Origin of the sequence: Anoxybacillus sp. ST4 (genome assembly GCF_019448545.1) — a bacterium.
GTDB lineage: Bacteria > Bacillota > Bacilli > Bacillales > Anoxybacillaceae > Anoxybacillus > Anoxybacillus pushchinoensis.
Window position 1 is genome coordinate 1 of the sequence record NZ_JAHZOE010000060.1, and the last position, 1,528, is coordinate 1,528.

Genomic DNA, 1,528 nt, shown 5'->3' on the forward strand with positions numbered 1-1,528 from the left:
CAAAGTGTTGAAAAAGTGGGGAGTCAAGAAAAAGTTCACTTTCCTCGTGAATTTTTTCTTCTTTTCTTTTTTCCTTATTTGTGGTAACTTAAATCTATACCATGTGATTGAAGGGATCGTAACTTGGTCCACTTCTTGAGGTTTTGGATCATGGCGGTGATCCAAACCTGAATCTGTACGTATGGAACTCCGCGGTATCGTGCAAAACGAAGTCCGTGGAGTTCTTTACTTTCTGCAAAGCTTCGTTCAATGGTCGCAGGGCGAACAAGGCGAAAAACTTTCCCTTTTTCAGATAGTCGACGTTTTTTCATTTGTTGGTAAACCTCTTGATGAACGGAGACTCGAAAGACGCGATCGCCTTTTCCGTTCGCCGCAGGGCAATTCGCACAACTGCCTTTGACATCAGGTTTGTATTCATGATACCCCGATCGAGTAGATGTGGAATAGAGAAATTTTACTCCACAAGGGCAAACATAGACGTCTTCCTTCACTAAACGGAATTGACTGGAACGACATTTTGAATGTTCCTTTCGATGAAATCGGCGATAAGAAACATAGGCATGGATCCCTTTGTCTTCGAGCTCTCGTCCAAGACGTGCATTATAATAGCCTGCGTCTAATACGATATTTTCCGGTGTATAACCGACCCGTTGTTTGACTCGGTCGATGCGTTCAATGAGCACACGATGTCCTGGCACATTTGCCGATGTGACGTAGGCATCCAGAATGAAATTGTGTAGTGTGTCGACAATCCGATGATCATGGTAAGCAAATAAACCTCTTGGATCATGTTTGACGGATAGCCCTGCATCGGGATCTGTGGTACTGCAAATCACTTCTTTCTCTACCTCTTTCGGTGGTTTTGGATCTAAAGGTTTTTTGTCGTGTTGTAAGCGCTTTTTATTTACGAGCTGTAACACGTACTCATCTTCCTTCTCCACCACTTTTCGAACCACTTTCACGCGTTTCCGTTTGTTCGCATTGGCTTTCAACTCGGTTTCATCTGAAGCCCATGTTTCTGGGGATAAGAAGCCTTCTTTTTTAATCTGTAAGAGTACATATTCAAATAATGCTTCCCATGTTTTCGGATCGACGCGATGGCGCAAAAATTTTGAAACGCTGGAGTGACATGGAGCAGAAGCGTCCATGGAAAGACCTAGAAACCATCGGTACGTGATATGTTGGTCAATTTGTTTACAAGTGAAACGAACAGAACGAAACCCTTCAACATATTGAATGATCAAAATTTTTACTAACATCAAAGGATCAAGGGATGGACGACCTTTGTCCTCTGAATAAAACGGTTTTAATAAGGAGTACACGTAATCCCAATCCATCACTTTATCGATTTGAACAAGTAAATGACGTTTGTCGTACATTTTTTCATACGCTTTTCTGTTCTTTTTCAATTCTGACTTGGAGAAAGGACGGTACATACTTCTACCTCTCCTTCTTCATAGTTTTCCTTTAACATATTAACAAAAGAAAAACGATTTTGTCCTTGACAAAATCGTTTTTCAACAGTCTG

Annotated in this window: 1 protein-coding gene; it reads right to left on the bottom strand. The window is 41.4% G+C overall.

The features are described 5' to 3' along the window. Positions 1–74 precede the first annotated feature (74 nt). A complete protein-coding gene (locus K1I44_RS14935) occupies positions 75–1,436 on the bottom strand; it encodes an IS1182 family transposase (RefSeq protein ID WP_219986626.1) in 1,362 nt (453 codons plus the stop codon). Positions 1,437–1,528 lie beyond the last annotated feature (92 nt).

Excerpts from the sequence above, each read along its gene's own strand:
- K1I44_RS14935 (WP_219986626.1), bottom strand. The coding sequence starts at position 1,436 with ATGTACCGTCCTTTCTCCAAGTCAGAATTGAAAAAGAACAGAAAAGCG.